Origin of the sequence: Enterobacter sp. 50793107 (assembly GCF_001463365.1) — a bacterium.
GTDB classification, from domain to species: domain Bacteria; phylum Pseudomonadota; class Gammaproteobacteria; order Enterobacterales; family Enterobacteriaceae; genus Enterobacter; species Enterobacter cloacae.
The window spans coordinates 63,600-79,085 of the sequence record NZ_LNII01000126.1; the positions used below are offsets into that span (position 1 = coordinate 63,600).

A 15,486-nucleotide genomic window follows, 5' to 3' on the forward strand; every position below is an offset into this window, starting at 1 on the left:
TTATGTCTGAACTCGCTCTCATTCAAAAAGCTATTGAAGAATCCCAGCAGAAAATGTCCCAGCTTTTCGATGCACAGAAAGCAGAAATCGAAAGCACGGGTAAGGTATCAAAACAGTTGCAGGCCGACCTGGTGAAGGTACAGGAAGAACTGACCAAATCCGGTACCCGCCTCTTCGATCTTGAACAGAAACTGGCATCCGGCGCTGAGAATCCGGGTGAGAAGAAATCCTTCTCTGAACGAGCTGCTGAAGAGCTCATTAAGTCATGGGACGGTAAACAGGGCACCTTCGATGCGAAGACGTTCAATAAGTCGCTCGGCAGTGACGCTGATTCTGCTGGCGCACTGATCCAGCCTATGCAGATCCCGGGAATTATCATGCCGGGCCTGCGCCGTCTGACCATCCGTGACCTGCTGGCTCAGGGCCGCATTTCCAGTAACGCTCTGGAATATGTGCGTGAAGAGGTGTTTACCAATAACGCCGATGTGGTGGCTGAGAAAGCGCTTAAGCCAGAATCGGATATCACATTCAGCAAGCAGACCGCGAACGTGAAGACTATCGCGCACTGGGTGCAGGCATCACGTCAGGTGATGGACGATGCGCCGATGCTGCAGTCCTACGTTAACAATCGCCTCATGTACGGCCTGGCACTGAAGGAAGAAGGCCAGCTTCTGAACGGAGACGGCACCGGGGATAACCTGGAAGGTCTGAACAAAGTGGCAACCGCCTACGACACCTCGCTGAATGCCACCGGCGACACCCGTGCTGACATTATCGCTCACGCTATTTATCAGGTGACCGAATCTGAGTTTAGCGCTTCCGGTATCGTCCTGAACCCGCGCGACTGGCACAACATTGCGCTGCTGAAAGACAATGAAGGCCGCTATATCTTCGGCGGTCCTCAGGCGTTTACCAGCAACATCATGTGGGGTCTGCCAGTAGTCCCGACTAAGGCACAGGCCGCAGGTACCTTTACGGTGGGCGGTTTCGATATGGCCTCACAGGTGTGGGATCGCATGGATGCCACCGTGGAAGTCAGCCGTGAAGACCGCGATAACTTCGTGAAAAACATGCTGACCATCCTGTGTGAAGAACGCCTTGCGCTGGCGCACTATCGCCCGACGGCAATCATCAAGGGCACTTTCTCTTCTGGCTCATGATGGAGGGGGCGGGGTGACCCGCCCTTTTAACGTATGGCGATAGATGTTCTCGATGTAATTGGCCTCCGCCTGTTCAAACAGCAGATTGAGTTTGAGGAAGACGACAGGGACGAGTTGATCACCCTGTACGCGCAGGCGGCTTTTGACTACTGCATACGCTGGTGCGATGAACCGGCATGGAAAGTTGCAGCTGATATTCCTGCAGCCGTTAAGGGGGCCGTACTGCTGGTGTTTGCGGACATGTTCGAGCACAGGACCGCGCAGAGTGAAGTACAGCTTTATGAGAACGCCTCCGCAGAACGGATGATGTTCATCCATCGCAACTGGCGCGGTAAATCTGAACCTGAGGAGGGCTCCTGATGGAACCTGGACGATTCAGGCACCGGGTAAAAATTCTCACCTTCACGACTTCGCGCGATCCATCTGGTCAGCCGGTTGAAACGTGGATTGGTGGCAACCCGGTCCCGGCTGAGGTGAAGGGGATCAGCGGCAGAGAGCAGCTTTCAGGCGGCGCGGAAACGGCGCAGGCAACCATTCGCGTCTGGATGCGCTTCAGGTCAGAGGTGAACGCCTCTTCTCGTCTGGAAGTGCTCAGCGGCCCGCATAAAGGTCAGGTGCTTAATATCATCGGTCCTCCTGTAGCAAATGCGACCGGCACTCGCCTGGAAATTCTTTGCAAAACGGGAGCTGAAAAATGATTGAGACGAGCCTCGATTTTTCCGGGTTAAATGACATCGCAAAGGATCTGGAGGCGCTTAGCCGCGCTGAAAACAACAAGGTTCTGCGTGATGCCACGCGCGCCGGCGCCGAAGTGCTTAAGGAAGAAGTGATCGCCCGCGCTCCGGTGCGTACCGGGAAACTGAAAAAAAACGTGGTGGTGGTGACCCAAAAAAGCCGTCGCCGCGGGGAAATTTCTTCCGGCGTCCATATTCGTGGCGTTAACCCGCGCACCGGCAACAGCGATAACACGATGAAGGCGAATAACCCGAGAAACGCCTTTTACTGGCGCTTTGTGGAGCTTGGCACTGCGAACATGCCTGCGCATCCTTTTGTGCGACCCGCTTACGATACGCGCGAGGAAGAGGCCGCCAGCGTCGCCATTGCCAGGATGAATCAGGCTATTGATGAGGTGTTGAGCAAGTGAATGAAGATGATATCTACGCTTTGCTTTCTCCCCTGGCAGAAGAGCGGGTATATCCCTACGTTGCGCCATTAGGTAGTGACGGGAAACCGTCTGTCTCTCCACCCTGGATTATCTTTTCCATCGTCGATGATGTTTCCGCTGACGTGCTGTGTGGCCAGGCAGAGAGCAGGGTTTCCATTCAGGTAGATGCTTACTCAACCTCCATCAAAGAGGCGCGCGCGCTCGTGGAAGATGCTCTAGTGGCGCTACGGCCACTAAACCCGACGGAGGTCGCCAGGCTCCCCGGATACGAGCCCCATCGACGACTCTACCGCATGACCCTCGATTTCAGGGTTACCCCCTGACAATTAATTCACCCAACGAACCCGCCTGATGGCGGTTTTTCTTTTTCCAGGAGACAGCTATGTCTGCACTTTATGAAAAATCGCAGCTGACGAAGATCCTTATTTCCTCTCTGCCAGCCACCAAAGAAACGATGGATTCCGCAACCTTCCTCGATCTGAGTTGCACCATCAAAGAAATTCAGTTCACCGGTGGTCAGAAGCAGGATATCGACGTAACGACGCTTTGCTCGACCGAGCAGGAAAACATTAACGGTCTGCCTTCTCCGTCAGAAATCTCTCTGTCCGGAAACTTCTACAAGAATCCGGCGCAGGACGCCTTGCGTGATGCGTATGACAACGATACTACCTACGCGTTCCAGGTTATCTTCCCGTCCGGCAAGGGCTTTAAGTTCCTGGCTGAAATCCGCCAGCACACCTGGTCTTCCGGTACCAACGGCGTAGTGGCGGCAACGTTCTCCCTGCGCCTGAAAGGTAAGCCTGAAAGCATCGAGTCTGGCTCCTGAGAGGTCGCATGAAGAATATTAAAAATCTCGCCCTGGCTAAGATGTCGGGATTTCGTCATAAGATGGTCGCCGTTCCTGAGTGGGAAGGCGTCAAAGTGGTTCTCCGTGAGCCGTCTGGAGAAGCCTGGCTGCGCTGGCAGGAGGTGGTGAAAGCGGGTGCTGATGATGAAAATGTGTCGGTATCGGAAAAGGCACACCGTAATCTTTGCGCTGACGTGGTGCTCTTCATTGACGTCCTGTGCGACACCGATAAGCAACCGGTATTCAGCGTAGACGAAGAAGAGCAGGTGCGTGAAATCTACGGCCCCGTCCATTCACGCCTGCTCAAACAGGCGCTTGACCTGATCAACAACGCGGACGAAGCGCGGGAAAAGTCTCAACCCCCGGCGTAAAGTTTCTGATGTCGCTTGCGCTCCGGATGGGGCGCACGCTCTCAGAGCTTCGGCAGAATATGACGGCAAGCGAGCTTCTGATGTGGATTGAGTACGACAGGCAAAGTCCGGTTGGCGATATTCGCGGTGACATTCAGGCAGCTCAGCTCGTCTCTGCCATCTACGGTTCGCAGGGGGCAAAAGTACCGCTGGACGATGCGATCCTGCGCTGGGGTGGTGAGGAGCAATCAGAACCGAATGACCCGTTTGCAGGGCTTGAGGCAGCGCTTACAGCTGCAACTCAGTGACAAATCTAGTACCTGGGTTTAGCATTAGCATGAATAATGCAATCAAGGTGCAAAAATGAAAAAGTTAATTATAGCCGTCATGTGTTTGTTTTTTATCAGCGCGTGTAAGCCTGAGAAAAATGATTTTATTAAAAATGGCGAAAACATCGTCAGAGAGAAATTAAATAACCCAGATGATGCTAAGTTTAACGCTGAATATTTTAAGTATGGTGATAATGCAGCATACGTTTGTGGTGATGTGACTTACAAAAAAAATAATGATGGCACAAGTTATCGTAATAAATTTTACGTCTATGTCGAGATTATTGATGGGAAATTAACAAGTAATGGTTCAGCAGTGGTGATTAAAGAGGACGACAAGGCATTTCTTGAGGTCTATAAGACGCTTTGCAGGTAGGGCAATTTTATTCAATACGAAGCTCGCTGTGTGCGAGCTTTTTTATTTGGTGAAAGCATGGCAACTCTTCGCGAACTGATAATCAAAATCTCTGCTAACTCCCAATCGTTCCAGTCGGAAATTTCCCGCGCCTCACGCATGGGGCAGGATTATTACCGAACCATGCAAAATGGTGGTCGTCAGGCCGCCGCTGCCGCCAGAGAGAGCGAAAGGGCATTATCTGATCTGACTGCCGGATTTGCATCGGCTGGAAGGGCTGCCGCCGCAGCTACGGCAGCTTTTGCAACGGGTAAAATTGTGCAGATTGCTGATGAGTGGAATTCCGTAAACGCTCGTCTTAAACAGGCATCATCTTCTGCTGATGATTTTGCTGCTTCACAGCGTCAGTTAATGGAAATCAGCCAAAGAACCGGCACGGCATTTTCAGATAACGCAAACCTTTTTTCCCGCGCAGCTGCCTCAATGCGCGAGTACGGTTATAGCTCTGACGAAGTTCTGAAAATTACAGAAGCTGTCTCTACCGGTCTTAAACTTTCTGGGGCTAACACTCAGGAGGCGAGTTCTGTTATCACTCAGTTCAGCCAGGCGCTCGCACAAGGCGTTCTTCGCGGTGAAGAATTTAATGCCGTTAACGAAGCCGGGGACCGGGTAATCCGCGCATTGGCTGCGGGAATGGGTGTGGCTCGTAAAGATCTTAAGAGCATGGCTGACCAGGGGCAGCTTACGATTGATAAGGTTGTCCCAGCTTTAATGAGCCAGTTAGGAGCGTTGCAGGGCGAATTTGCCAGCATGCCACAAACGGTTTCCGGATCCCTTCAAAAAGTAACTAACTCATTCATGGCCTGGGTGGGCGGTGTAAACCAGGCAACCGGTGCTACTGATGCGTTGTCTGGCGGATTGGATAATGTCGCACAGACGCTTGATTCTTTTACCTCATCAGCAGTGAGCGGTGCGCTCAGTGAAGTTGCTGACAATATGTCCACAATAACAACAGTAGCTGGTGCGCTTGTTGGCGTTGGGTTGGCAAGATATCTCAGCGGAGTTGTAACCAGTGCCACGAGTGCAACTGGTGCACTAATATCAGCCGCTAAGTCAGAGGTTGCTCTTGCTGTCGCGCAGGACAAAGCGGCTCAGTCCGCTGTTGCGGCTTCCAGGGCTGAAGTTTATCGGGCTCAGCAAGCAGTACAGAGTTCAAGAAGTGCAGGTGTTCAGGCGGCTCAGCAAGAGAAAGTCGCGGCAGCTGAAGCAAAAGTCACTGCTGCCCATACCAGACTGACTACCGCTCTTGCCAGTGGTACAGCTACGGAAAAAGTGAGAGCCAGAACAGCACTTGAACGTGCGCAGGCAGGGCTGGTAGCAGCTAAAAATGCCGACGCTCAGGCTGTCGCTGAAAGACGGCTGGCTGCCGCTCAGGGTGCCTTAAACCGTAACCTCTCAAATCGTGTTTCGACTCAAAGTAATCTCAATAGCGTGACATCTGTCGGTACCCGGCTCATGAGTGGTGCGCTTGGCTTGATTGGTGGCGTGCCTGGGTTGGTGATGCTGGGAGCAGGCGCCTGGTATGCGATGTATCAGAATCAGGAGCAGGCGCGTCGTTCTGCGCAGGAGTATGCCAGTCAAATTGACGAGATTAGAGAGAAAACATCTCGCATGTCCCTATCGGAAACGGATGACAACCGTGGTAGGACTGTTGGAGCCCTTGTCGAGCAAAATCGTCTGATTGATGAGCAAGCAAGGAAGGTTGGTGACCTGAAGTCTCAAATTGACGATCTTAATGCCTCCCGTGGTAAGCCGGGCATTACGAGCGAGAACGATGCAAATATCCTGAGAGCGATAGCCATCGTCACAGATCAACTCGCTGTTGAAGAGGGAAAATTGAATGACATGCGAGATAAATCTCGCGGCATTCAGCAGGCTCTCGAAGAAATTGAGCGGCGTCGTAATGATTTAATACGCGAACAAGCCTGGCGACAGAATGCGGTATATCAATCGATGATCATGATGAATGGTCAGCATACTGAATTTAACCGTCTGCTGGGTCTGGGAAATCAGCTATTAATGGCCCGGCAAGGGCTGGCTAACGTCCCGCTCAGACTTCCGCAGGCAGACCTCGACAAAAAGCAAACCGATGCCCTCGAAAAGAGCCGCCGGGATCTGGAGTTGTCACGCCGGAAGGGGGAGGCCAAAGAGCGCCTGCGGCTGAGTTATGCAGCCGATGACCTGGGGTTAACCAGTGATCCACAATTCCAGACAGGCCGTCAGGAGTTGATTAATAACGGTCTTGCTGAATGGCGGAATAATGAGGCCAACAAACCTAAGGCGAAGGGAGGTAAAACCGAAGGCGAGAAAACCGAGGATGTGTATAAGCGCCTTATCAAGCAGCAAAAAGAGCAGATTGCCCTGCAAGGCCAGAATACTGAACTGGCGAAGGTTAAGTACCAGGTCAGCCAGGGCGAACTTGCTTCTCTGACAGAAGCCCAGAAGAAGACGGTATTGCAGAATGCTGCGCTGATTGACCAGGTTAAATTGCGTGAGCAACTGCGAAATTACGAAGCCAACCTTGCTGACAGTAACGCCAGCGCCCGCGCAGCTAATGAAGCGCAACTGCTGGGTTACGGGCAGGGTACCCGGTTCCGGGAAAGACTTCAGGAGCAGTTCAACCTGCGTAAGGAGTTTGAGCAGAAGAATACCGATCTTCTTCGCCAGCGCCAGGCTGGTGAAATCGACGAGACGTTCTATCAGCAGGGGCTGGCACTCAATAAGCGCTATCTCGAAGAGCGCCTGCGCGACCAGGAGGGATATTACTCAGCTTCTGATGCGCAGCGTGACGACTGGATGACGGGGTTGTCAGAAGGTTATGCGAACTGGGTGGACGAAGCTACGGATTATTCTTCCATGGCTGCTGACGGCATGAAGCAGGCTATGGGGGGCGCTGTCACCACGATTACCGACATGCTCAATGGCAACGTTGACAGTTGGAAGGACTGGGGCGTCAGCGTGCTGAAGATTATCCAGAACGTTCTGGTCAATATGGCTGTTGCTAACGGCGTCAGTTCAATTGGCTCCCTGTTCAGTTTTGGTGCCTCGTCTGCCGCTACCGCCAGCAGCGGTACTGCAATTCAGAACGCTGGCGCGAACTTCACCTTTAACGCGAAGGGTAATGTTTACGACTCTCCTTCCCTGAGCGCTTACAGCAATGGCGTTTTCCAGACGCCTCAGCTGTTTGCTTTTGCCAAAGGCGCAGGCGTTTTTGCCGAGGCTGGTCCGGAAGCCATTATGCCGCTTACGCGCGCCGCTGATGGTTCGCTGGGAGTTCGGGCAGTTGGTACTCCGCAGGTCTCAGGCGGTGTGCCTTCAGTTAACTTCGGCGATATCAATATTCAGGGTGGATCACCACAGGCAGCCAGTCAGGGAACCGCCGGAGCAGCAGGCAGGCAGCTTAAGGATGCCATCACTGGTGTCATTAACGAACAGGCCAGCATGCCGGGCTCGCCTCTGTGGCGATTAATCAAGGGAGTTTAACCATGGCAGTCGAAACCTTCAGCTGGTGCCCAAAGGTTGCCTCACAGGTTGATACAAGTTTTCGTACCCGAAAGGCGCAGTTTGGCGATGGCTATACACAGGTGGCCGGGGACGGCATCAACCCGGTAACACCTCAGTGGAGTGTGAGCTTTACCGGCGATGAGGCTTACATTCAGGCCATTAAAAACTTTCTGAACAGACATGCAGGGTGGAAGTCATTTATCTGGAAGCCACCGCTTGAGCCTTCAGGTTTATGGCGCGCGGAATCCTTCCAGATATCTACCCACGGCAACAAAAAATACACCCTCAGCAGCACATTCATACAGGCATACCATCCATGAGTATTTCATCTGATGTCCAGAAACTGGAGCCGGGTAAGCGCGTCCGCCTGATTGAGGTAGACGGCTCAGCGTTCGGTGCGGGTATTCTTCGCTTTCACAACGAGACAATCCCGCATACCGAGGCGGAAATCATCGCCGCAGGCGGCGACGAGTCAAAACTTGAGCCGAAGTCAGTGTGGTGGCAGGGGCAGGAGTATGGCGCGTGGCCGTATGAACTGACCGGCATATCTGTAAGCAGTGACGGCCAGAGTTCACGGCCGTCACTCACTGTTGCAAACATCAGCGGTACGATTGGCGCGCTGTGCCGCAGGTTTCAGGGGATGGCTAAAGCAAAGGTGATCATCCATGACACCTTCGCTCACTACATGGACGCAAGAAATTTTCCTGGCGGGAACCCGACTGCGAATCCCAACGAGGAGCGCAAACAGGTTTATTACATCGACCGTAAATCAGGGTCAGACGATGAAAACGTAGAGTTTGAGCTTTCAAGTCCAGCCGATTTGCGAGGGCAACTCATTCCGACCCGGCAAATTCAGCCAATGTGCACGTGGTGCATGCGGGGCTGGTACAAAACCGGGAACGGCTGCACCTACGCCGGGCAAAACGGCTGGTTCGATAAAGACGGCAATCGGGTGGACGATCCTTCACAGGATGTTTGCTCCGGATTGCTGTCAACGGGCTGTAAACCTCGCTTCGGAGAGAATGAACAGCTGGATTATGGCGGGTTCCCCGGCTCTTCACTTCTGAGAGGATAATCATGCGCGACAAAACAGTTAGCGCCATTCTGGCGCATGCCGCCGCATCCTTCCCCGAGGAGTGCTGTGGCGTGGTTATTCAGAAGGGGCGGGTGGAGAAATACATCCCCTGCAAAAATAATGCTGAGTCGCCGACTGAGCAATTTGAACTTAATCCTGAGGATTATGCGGCCGCTGAAGAGCAGGGCACTGTGGTGGCGATCGTCCACAGCCATCCCGGCGACGGGGCAACAACTCAGCCGAGCGAGCTCGACATGCTGATGTGTGATGCCACGGAACTGCCCTGGATTATTGCATCGTGGCCGGAGGGCGACATTCGCACCGTCATGCCTCGCGGAGACCGTCCCCTCACAGGGCGCCAGTTTGTACTCGGGTATGCAGACTGCTGGTCTCTCATCATGGACTATTTCCGCATCGAGCACGGCATTGAACTGCCCAACTACAGCGTAGATCGCCACTGGTGGGAGCAGGGTGAAAACCTCTATATGGATAACTGGCAGGAATGCGGTTTCCGTGAGTACGACGGTCCCGCTCAGCCAGGTGACATGGTTATCATGCAGGTTCAGTCCACCGTCCCGAACCATGCCGGGATTTTGCTTGATGGCAACATGCTACTGCATCACATGTATGGCCAGCTAAGCCAGCGTATTCCCTACGGTGGCTATTACCGTGACCGTACCATCAAAATTCTGCGTTATAAGGATTTGATGTAATGGAAAGAAAAACCGTTATCAAACTCAGCGGCTCAATGGCTCAGCGATTTGGCAGGACACATCGCCGTGCACTAACGTCCGCCAGCGAAGTTTTCAGGGCGCTTTCTAACACTATTGATGGATTTGATTCCTACCTGCGCGAGACCAGAGCGAAAGGGCTGGACTTTGTCATCTTCCGAAACCAAATAAACATAGGCAAGGAAGAGTTTGATCTTCTTGGGCCTGGTGATGAGCTCCGCATTATCCCTGTCATACGCGGTAGTAAAAGGGCGGGGCTCTTTCAAATTGTTACTGCCGCCGCAATTGCGGCCTTTACCTGGTGGAACCCAATAGGATGGGCAGCAAGCACACAAATGGCACTATATGCCGCAGCTGGCTCTATGGCCGTTGGCGGTGTAGTGCAAATGCTCTCTCCTCAGGTTTCAGGTCTGCGAATGCGTCAGGAACCTGATAACAAACCCTCCTATGCGTTTGGTGGTCCAGTTAACACGACGGCATCTGGCAATCCCGTTCCCCTGCTTTATGGTCAGCGAGAAATAGGCGGCGCTATTATCTCCGCCGGGATATATGCAGAAGACCAGCAATAAACCAAATCACCCACTGTAAGCCACCTGACGGTGGCTTTTTTTATGGACGCGATATGACGACGACAATCATCAAAGGCCGCGGCAAAGGTGGCAGCAACCAGACCCGAACGCCTGTTGAGGCACCGGACAGCATTCAGTCCATTGCCAGGGCAAAGGTGCTGATTGCTCTTGGAGAGGGTGAGTTCGCTGGCGGGCTTGATGCTAAAAACATCTTTCTTGGTGACTCATCTTCCTACACGCCTCTTCAGAACGCCGACGGAAGTTATAACTTCAATAATGTGAAATATGAGTTCCGTTCCGGTACTCAGGACCAGGACTACATTCAGGGCTTCCCCGGCATTGAAAACGAACTTCAGGTTTCATACGAGCTGAAACAGGCTGTGCCGTACGTGCGCGCGGTATCCAACACGCAGCTCTCTGCGCTGCGAATTCGCCTGGGATGGCCAACTCTTTTACTCCAGAAAAACAACGGCGATAAAGTCGGCACCCGCGTAGAGTATGCTATCGATCTGTCGGTCGATGGCGGGCCGTATGAAACGGTGGTTAACGGTGCTGTTGATGACAAAACCACGTCGCTTTATGAGCGCAGTCACCGCGTCAATCTTCCGAAAGCCTCGACTGGATGGCAGTTGCGGGTTCGCAGAATCACGCCGGATTCCACGAGCGTGAATATCGTCGACACCATGCGCGTTGTGGCCGTTACTGAAATTATTGACGCCAAACTTCGCTACGTTAACACAGCGCTGCTGTATGTAGAGTTTGACGCAAAGCAGTTCCCTAATGGCATTCCTCAGGTTGTGTGTAATCCGAAAGGGCGAATCATCCGTGTACCTGATACTTATGATCCCGAAACCCGCACTTATTCTGGTACATGGGAGGGCGTATTTAAATGGGCATGGACGGATAATCCTGCCTGGATTTATTACGACATCATTCTGAACGAGCGCTTCGGGCTGGGTCAAAGAATTGATGCGACTCAGATAGACAAATGGGAGCTTTATCGCATCGCCCAGTATTGCGATCAACTGGTACCAGATGGCAAGGGCGGAAGTGGGACGGAGCCTCGTTTTCGTTGCAACGTTTATATCCAGGACCGTAATGACGCCTGGACTGTACTTCGTGATCTGGCGGGTATATTTCGCGGCATGACGTACTGGGGCGACAATAAGATGTATGTCCTGGCTGATATGCCACGGGATGTGTGGCACATCTATAACCACGCCAGCGTTGTTGAAGGAAAATTTACCTTTGCGGATCCGAGTGAAACCACCCGAAACACTGCCGCGCTGGTGAACTGGTCAGACCCAGCCAACCACTATAAAGACACGCCTGAGCCTGTTTACGATAACGATCTGGCCATGCGCTTCGATTATCGTCAGCTCGAAATGACTGCGATCGGCTGCACCAGGCAGTCAGAGGCAAACCGGCGGGGGCGCTGGGCGCTGCTCACTAACGGTATCGGCGAGGTAGTGACCTTCAGAACGGGCATGGACGTTCCCCCCGTTGGTGAGGTGATCGGCGTGGCAGCTAACGAGCTGGCCGGAAGAACTATCGGTGGCAGGGTGAGTGCGGTTAACGGCCGCAACATAACCCTCGATCGCGCCGCTGATGTGAAGGCCGGGAACCGGCTGTTTTTGAATCTTCCGTCAGGCACAGCTCAGGCCAGAACCGTCCAGGCCGTTAACGGAAACACAGTCACTGTCACCACACCCTACAGCGAAACACCGGAGGCTGAATGTAACTGGGGTGTGGACTCTGACGATCTGTTTATAGCGCTTTTCCGTGTTACGGGAACGCGGGACAACAACGACGGTACTTTCGAGGTCACCGGGACGACTTACAACCCTGATATCTATTCCGCTGTTGATACCGGCGCAAGACTGGACGAGCGGCCAGTCAGTGTCATTCCACCGGGGGTTCAGGCTCCCCCAGGAAATATTGTCGTAGACAGTTACTCTACGGTTAACCAGAACATTGCGATTACCACTATGCGCGTTGCCTGGGATGCTGTTCAGGGTGCAGTTGCTTACGAGGCGGAATGGCGGCGTGACAGCGGCAACTGGATTAGTGTGCCCCGAACGTCTTCTCTCGGCTTTGAAGTTCAGGGTATCTACTCGGGTCGCTATCTGGTCCGTGTCAGGGCGGTGAACGCCAGCGACGTTTCATCAGTATGGGCGACATCATCAGAAGTAAATCTTACGGGTAAAGTGGGCAATCCGCCGAAACCGGTCGGCTTCATCGCTTCCGATAATGTGGTTTTCGGTATCGAGCTGAGCTGGGGATTCCCGGCGAACACCGACGACACGCTGAAGACGGAAATTCAGTACAGCCTGACCGGGACGGAAGACGATGCGATGCTGCTGGCCGATGTACCTTACCCGCAGCGCAAATATCAGCAGATGGGACTTAAGGCTGGGCAGATTTTCTGGTACCGCGCGCAGCTGGTGGACCGTAGCGGCAACGAGTCCGGATACACCGACTGGGTGCGCGGGCAGGCCAGCATCGATGTTTCCGACATCACCGATGTGATCCTGGAGGAGATTAAAGATTCTGAGGTATTCAAGGATCTGATAGAGAGTGCCGTAGAAAGTAGCGAGAAACTGGTCGAACTTTCTGATGCGATTAAGGAGAACGCCGATGGTCTGGCAGCAGCAGTAGGTTCGAATAAGCAGACAGCAGAAGCAATCATCGGCAACGCGCTTGCTATTGCTGATGTTGTTGTGCGGCAGACTGCGCAGCAGGGCGCAAACTCTGCGAAATTCGAACAGCTCCGGGAGGTGATCGCTACTGAGACGGAAGCGCGCGTCACGGATGTTACTCGTCTAGAGGCGAAAACTGCCCAGAATGAAGCGGGTATTACTGATGTTCGCCAGGCGTTAGCAACGGAAACTGAAGCTCGCGCTTCTGCGGTAAGTCAATTGACGGCTGCCACTCAGGCCGCATCTGACAAAGCTGATTCAGCAGCTGCTGTAGGTGCTCAGAATACAGCATCAATCACTGACCTTAGCCAGGTTGTCACGGACCTCGATTCCTCAATGGCATCACGCCTGGAAGAGCTGGGTGCACAAACTGATAAGGCCAGCGGCGGTATTCAGAACAATGCTATCGCGCTAATAACGAGTACGCTCGCGCAGGTTAACCAGCGCAACCTCCTGAGCGTCCAGTATGGAGATAACAAAGCCAGTATCGATCGAGTAGACAATGTGATGGCCGACGCCAGTAAAGCTGTCGCTGAGTCATTGCGCGCTTTGGATTCCAGCACCGGTGGGAACACGGCGAATGTCACTGACTTGTCGAAGACACTTGCTGATTTTACCCAGGCGTCTGCTACGCAAATCAATTCGCTAAAGGTCACGGTTAACGGTCAGTCTGCAGCGATTGTCCAGAACAGCCAGGTATCAGCGGACATCAATAACAACCTGAATGCGATGTACAGCATCAAGGTCGCTGTTGATTCTAATGGTAATCAGTATGCAGCAGGGATGGGGATTGGTGTTCAGAATACGCCATCTGGAATGCAGACGCAGGTTCTCTTCATTGCTGACCGTTTCGCTGTGATGAGTCAGGCTGGCGGCGCAGTTACTCTGCCTTTTGTCATCCAGAATGGGCAGACATTCATCCGCGCCAGCTTCATTCAGGATGGCACCATTGAGAACACTAAGATAGGAAACTACATACAGTCTTCAACATGGGACGGCACCGGAAATGTTGGCTGGCACATCAACAAGTCTGGCTACGCGACGTTCAATAATGTGACCGTTCGTGGCTCGATTTACGCCACAAACGGTAATTTTTCTTTCAATGGCTCCGGCAACACAACGGTGATTAATGGTAATGGCGTAACCATTAATATTCCTGGTGGTGGCCGGATTGTACTGGGGACATGGACATAAGATGCCGACAGGATTATTGATAGAACTTAATGACGGCGGAAAGCGTATGGAGATAACGGCGGGCCTGAGATGCCCGTCTTTTGGTGGCAGCTTTGACACTGGCTACCAGAAAGCAAAGTATGTGGACATCGCTGGTTATGTTTCAGGTGCGCAGGTGCTGTTTATACCGTATGCGACTGCCTATGTTGATGCGGGGCTGTGGCATAAAATGAATTCCATAACCATCTCTGGTGGCAGGGTTACGCAGAATTCGAGAATGCAGGCTCTGGGCATTAGTGAAAGAGATAGCACCTATACGTTTCCCGGTAGTGTCTGGCAGATATTTCCGACAGGTCAGCGAAGCGGGGTGGGCCTGCTTATCAGCGACAGTACTGACTTCACCTCGATAACCAATGCCACGCAGTCAGGGCAGTGTATCTGGAAGGGGACCGTAAGTGTTCCGACCGGAGGATGGGCGGTTCCGACGATAGCAGGATACGACAAGTCGAAGTACGTCGTTTTCGGGCGCTGTAACAGTGGTAACACGATTGACTTCGACGGTAACACGGTCAGGTTCTTCAGCCCTCCGTCCACGAACGATGATGCTCCCGCAACCGGCACGATAGACATCGTTATTTTTGCCAGTGGCGTAGCGCCGCAGCCGGGTACCGGCCTCAATATTTTTAATGCTGCAGGGGCCTGCACCTTTTCAACCACAAAACGACCATTCGTATACCTCAACCAACTCTGGACCCCTTCGACAAGTGCCGTGAGCATCGGTAACGGATATGTTCCGCTGGGTAGGTTTGGGCTAATGGTGCATACGGTAAACGGCATGTATGTATATCGAATGTTCGGAATAAAAATACAGAACGGCAACGCTTCAGTTCAGGGCGGAAAATATCTTGGGCGCGAGCAATATGCCATTTTCGGTAATAACACGGTGACGTCGCTCAGCCTTCCGGTTCTGCCCGATATGTACGTCTGAATACACTGCCTAATTAAATCAACCTCGCTCCGGCGGGGTTTTTTATTACCTGGAGATAATATGATTTATACCACTGGCACTATTGCCATCAGCGGAAACACCCTTACAGGTACCGGCACAAACTTCACTGCAGCTGGCTCACTGATTCGTAACGGCTGTACCGTCATCGCGCTGACCAGCCCAGCGCAGGTTTTCCAGATCACCGCTATCGGCGGCGCAACCTCTCTCACCGTTACGCCAGCTGCTAACCCTGCTATCCCTGCGGGAACCAAATATGCCATTCTTCTGAGCGACAGCCTGAGCGTTGACGGTCTGGCGCAGGACATCGCTGAAACATTCACTATGTACCAGCGTTACATGAGCGGTTTCGCTGATGTGATGAACGGTACTACAGACGTCACTATCACGATTAACGGTGTGCCCGTCACCGTACCGGGGCAGAAATCGCTGGCGAAGAAAGGGGCTAACAGCGATATAACCA

15 protein-coding genes and 2 pseudogenes are annotated in these 15,486 nt (G+C 53.0%); all 17 read left to right on the plus strand.

Features of this window, described 5'->3' with window-relative positions; translation table 11 throughout:
• Positions 1-2 precede the first annotated feature (2 nt).
• Entirely contained in the window at positions 3-1,160 is a 1,158-nt protein-coding gene (locus APU11_RS16775; RefSeq protein WP_060578667.1) for a phage major capsid protein, read from the plus strand.
• Between the two features lie 33 nt (positions 1,161-1,193).
• Entirely contained in the window at positions 1,194-1,520 is a 327-nt protein-coding gene (locus APU11_RS16780) for a head-tail connector protein (RefSeq protein WP_082646703.1), read from the plus strand.
• A complete protein-coding gene (locus APU11_RS16785; protein WP_060578668.1) occupies positions 1,520-1,858 on the plus strand; it encodes a phage head closure protein in 339 nt (112 codons plus the stop codon). The genes APU11_RS16780 and APU11_RS16785 overlap by 1 nt, the downstream gene beginning before the upstream one ends.
• Positions 1,855-2,304 carry an HK97-gp10 family putative phage morphogenesis protein gene (locus APU11_RS16790; RefSeq protein WP_006809157.1) on the plus strand — a complete coding sequence of 150 codons (450 nt, stop codon included), beginning with the start codon at positions 1,855-1,857 and terminating at the stop codon, positions 2,302-2,304. The genes APU11_RS16785 and APU11_RS16790 overlap by 4 nt, the downstream gene beginning before the upstream one ends.
• Positions 2,301-2,648, plus strand: coding sequence for a DUF3168 domain-containing protein (locus APU11_RS16795; protein ID WP_060578669.1), 348 nt, complete (start codon positions 2,301-2,303; stop codon positions 2,646-2,648). Before APU11_RS16790 ends, APU11_RS16795 begins: the two co-directional genes overlap by 4 nt.
• A gap of 59 nt (positions 2,649-2,707) precedes the next feature.
• A pseudogene (locus APU11_RS16800) lies at positions 2,708-3,127 on the plus strand (phage tail tube protein); the annotation flags it as partial.
• A gap of 32 nt (positions 3,128-3,159) precedes the next feature.
• On the plus strand, positions 3,160-3,543 hold the full coding sequence (locus APU11_RS16805) for a phage tail assembly chaperone (protein WP_058662510.1): 384 nt from the start codon (positions 3,160-3,162) through the stop codon (positions 3,541-3,543).
• An 8-nt stretch (positions 3,544-3,551) separates the two neighbouring features.
• Positions 3,552-3,830 (plus strand): DUF4035 domain-containing protein, encoded by a 279-nt coding sequence (locus tag APU11_RS16810; protein ID WP_060578670.1) that lies wholly within the window; start codon positions 3,552-3,554, stop codon positions 3,828-3,830.
• 55 nt (positions 3,831-3,885) lie between these two features.
• Positions 3,886-4,227, plus strand: coding sequence for a hypothetical protein (locus APU11_RS16815; RefSeq protein ID WP_032668789.1), 342 nt, complete (start codon positions 3,886-3,888; stop codon positions 4,225-4,227).
• Between the two features lie 57 nt (positions 4,228-4,284).
• On the plus strand, positions 4,285-7,749 hold the full coding sequence (locus APU11_RS16820; RefSeq protein WP_060578674.1) for a phage tail tape measure protein: 3,465 nt from the start codon (positions 4,285-4,287) through the stop codon (positions 7,747-7,749).
• 2 nt (positions 7,750-7,751) lie between these two features.
• Entirely contained in the window at positions 7,752-8,090 is a 339-nt protein-coding gene (locus tag APU11_RS16825) for a phage tail protein (RefSeq protein ID WP_022648745.1), read from the plus strand.
• Positions 8,087-8,845 carry a phage minor tail protein L gene (locus APU11_RS16830; protein ID WP_060578671.1) on the plus strand — a complete coding sequence of 253 codons (759 nt, stop codon included), beginning with the start codon at positions 8,087-8,089 and terminating at the stop codon, positions 8,843-8,845. The genes APU11_RS16825 and APU11_RS16830 overlap by 4 nt, the downstream gene beginning before the upstream one ends.
• A 2-nt stretch (positions 8,846-8,847) precedes the next feature.
• Positions 8,848-9,558, plus strand: a complete 711-nt coding sequence (locus tag APU11_RS16835; protein WP_023296258.1) for a C40 family peptidase — start codon at positions 8,848-8,850, stop codon at positions 9,556-9,558.
• The gene (locus APU11_RS16840) at positions 9,558-10,145 is read left to right on the plus strand and encodes a tail assembly protein (protein ID WP_045332813.1); all 588 of its coding nucleotides are present in this window, start codon (positions 9,558-9,560) and stop codon (positions 10,143-10,145) included. The genes APU11_RS16835 and APU11_RS16840 overlap by 1 nt, the downstream gene beginning before the upstream one ends.
• A 53-nt stretch (positions 10,146-10,198) precedes the next feature.
• Positions 10,199-14,038, plus strand: coding sequence for a phage tail protein (locus tag APU11_RS16845; RefSeq protein WP_060578672.1), 3,840 nt, complete (start codon positions 10,199-10,201; stop codon positions 14,036-14,038).
• A gap of 1 nt (position 14,039) precedes the next feature.
• Positions 14,040-15,005 carry a DUF6453 family protein gene (locus APU11_RS16850; protein ID WP_013096346.1) on the plus strand — a complete coding sequence of 322 codons (966 nt, stop codon included), beginning with the start codon at positions 14,040-14,042 and terminating at the stop codon, positions 15,003-15,005.
• 60 nt (positions 15,006-15,065) lie between these two features.
• Positions 15,066-15,486: pseudogene (locus APU11_RS16855) on the plus strand (phage tail protein); the annotation flags it as partial.

Coding starts and splice junctions, on each gene's coding strand:
- APU11_RS16815 (WP_032668789.1), top strand. CDS start 3,886: ATGAAAAAGTTAATTATAGCCGTCATGTGTTTGTTTTTTATCAGCGCG.
- APU11_RS16810 (WP_060578670.1), top strand. CDS start 3,552: ATGTCGCTTGCGCTCCGGATGGGGCGCACGCTCTCAGAGCTTCGGCAG.
- APU11_RS16820 (WP_060578674.1), top strand. CDS start 4,285: ATGGCAACTCTTCGCGAACTGATAATCAAAATCTCTGCTAACTCCCAA.
- APU11_RS16840 (WP_045332813.1), top strand. CDS start 9,558: ATGGAAAGAAAAACCGTTATCAAACTCAGCGGCTCAATGGCTCAGCGA.
- APU11_RS16805 (WP_058662510.1), top strand. CDS start 3,160: ATGAAGAATATTAAAAATCTCGCCCTGGCTAAGATGTCGGGATTTCGT.
- APU11_RS16825 (WP_022648745.1), top strand. CDS start 7,752: ATGGCAGTCGAAACCTTCAGCTGGTGCCCAAAGGTTGCCTCACAGGTT.
- APU11_RS16835 (WP_023296258.1), top strand. CDS start 8,848: ATGCGCGACAAAACAGTTAGCGCCATTCTGGCGCATGCCGCCGCATCC.
- APU11_RS16790 (WP_006809157.1), top strand. CDS start 1,855: ATGATTGAGACGAGCCTCGATTTTTCCGGGTTAAATGACATCGCAAAG.
- APU11_RS16845 (WP_060578672.1), top strand. CDS start 10,199: ATGACGACGACAATCATCAAAGGCCGCGGCAAAGGTGGCAGCAACCAG.
- APU11_RS16785 (WP_060578668.1), top strand. CDS start 1,520: ATGGAACCTGGACGATTCAGGCACCGGGTAAAAATTCTCACCTTCACG.
- APU11_RS16780 (WP_082646703.1), top strand. CDS start 1,194: ATGGCGATAGATGTTCTCGATGTAATTGGCCTCCGCCTGTTCAAACAG.
- APU11_RS16830 (WP_060578671.1), top strand. CDS start 8,087: ATGAGTATTTCATCTGATGTCCAGAAACTGGAGCCGGGTAAGCGCGTC.
- APU11_RS16775 (WP_060578667.1), top strand. CDS start 3: ATGTCTGAACTCGCTCTCATTCAAAAAGCTATTGAAGAATCCCAGCAG.
- APU11_RS16850 (WP_013096346.1), top strand. CDS start 14,040: ATGCCGACAGGATTATTGATAGAACTTAATGACGGCGGAAAGCGTATG.